Below are 1,312 nucleotides of genomic sequence, written 5' to 3'. Positions count from 1 at the left end.
GTGTCTAGTCCTGAAATAGGTTTACACCTGTTTCACCCTAACGCCCGATGCACCGCATCGGGCGTTTTGTATTTCAAAGACAGGTGCGGACGCTCGCCGTTGTAGATCGATATCGACTCACTCACCATCTTCTTCGCTTGCAGCAAATCCTGCGGCCGCTGGAGCATAAGCTCTGTCTTTAATATCCCGTTGACCCGCTCTGCCAAGGCATTTTGGTAGCAGTCATAGCCGTCTGTCATTGAGCATCGAATACCGTATTTCGCGTGCAACGCTTGGTACATCCCCGAGCAATATTGGATACCTCTATCTGAATGATGCACCAGCGACTGCTCTGTCCGACGGTGCTTTACCGCCCGGCGCAGTGCCTGTGCTACCGACTCGGTGTGAAGGCTTTCATGGACGTGATAGCCCACGATCTTTCGCGAAAAAGCATCCGTTACCAGGCTCAGATAGGCCACACCTTCCTGAGTGGGCAAATAGGTGATGTCAGCCACCCAGACTTGTTCCGGGCCGCTTGGAACAACCTGATCAGGACCTGGCTTGAGCAGGTTCGGGTGGCGGTGAAAGCGATGATGACTATTGGTCGTCTTGTGATAAGACCGCTTGCGAGCTACCAATAAACGTCTTTCCCGCAGAATCGAAAACAGCCGATCTCGACCCACTTGCAGCTCAAGTTGAGGCTGGCAATGCAGCAAGTAATGCAGCTTTCGGGTGCCCAAACGCGGCTGCCGCTGACGTTTTTGCTGAACGAAATCGGCAACTTTCTGATCCAGAACCAGACGAGCAGCATCGGCGCGATTGCGTTTGTAGTAAGCCTGTCGGCTTATCCCCATGAACTGGCAAGCCCTGCTGATGCTCAGGTTTTTGATTCGTTTTTGCGCGAGGACTTGCCGGGACGCTTTTTTACGACAGAGAGACCGTAGTCATTCTTCAAGACATCCACGACCGCCTCGAAAAACTGCGCTTTCTGATTGGACAGAGCTAACTGCTCTTCAAGCTCTTTGATGCGTTGCTCTGGCGTTAATGGGCGGTTTTTGTCGGGCATAGACCCCATCCTCGGCGAGCCAATGTATCCGCCTGGGCTCCAATCCTGCCGACCGTGCTTGCGTAACCACGTCAGAACGGTCGTTTTGCCTTGAATCCCGTAGCGCTCCTGAGCCTCTTTATAACTCAGCTCGCCTTTTTCGACCTGATCGACGACCGACAATTTAAAGGTCAGCGTGTAGTCTCGCTGACTACGCCTTTTTGCTGATTCCATTACGTCCTCCTGAAAAACAGATCAGAAGGTGTAAACCTTATTCAGGACGGGACA

At 52.6% G+C, this 1,312-nt stretch carries 1 pseudogene; it reads right to left on the bottom strand.

Features of this window, described 5'->3' with window-relative positions:
* Positions 1-4 precede the first annotated feature (4 nt).
* Positions 5-1,258: pseudogene (locus tag ACQKPC_RS30385) on the bottom strand (IS3 family transposase).
* Between the last annotated feature and the right edge of the window lie 54 nt (positions 1,259-1,312).

The sequence above is a fragment of the Pseudomonas sp. NPDC089918 genome (assembly GCF_050280605.1).
Lineage (GTDB): Bacteria > Pseudomonadota > Gammaproteobacteria > Pseudomonadales > Pseudomonadaceae > Aquipseudomonas.
This window is presented reverse-complemented; position numbering and strand designations above follow the sequence as displayed.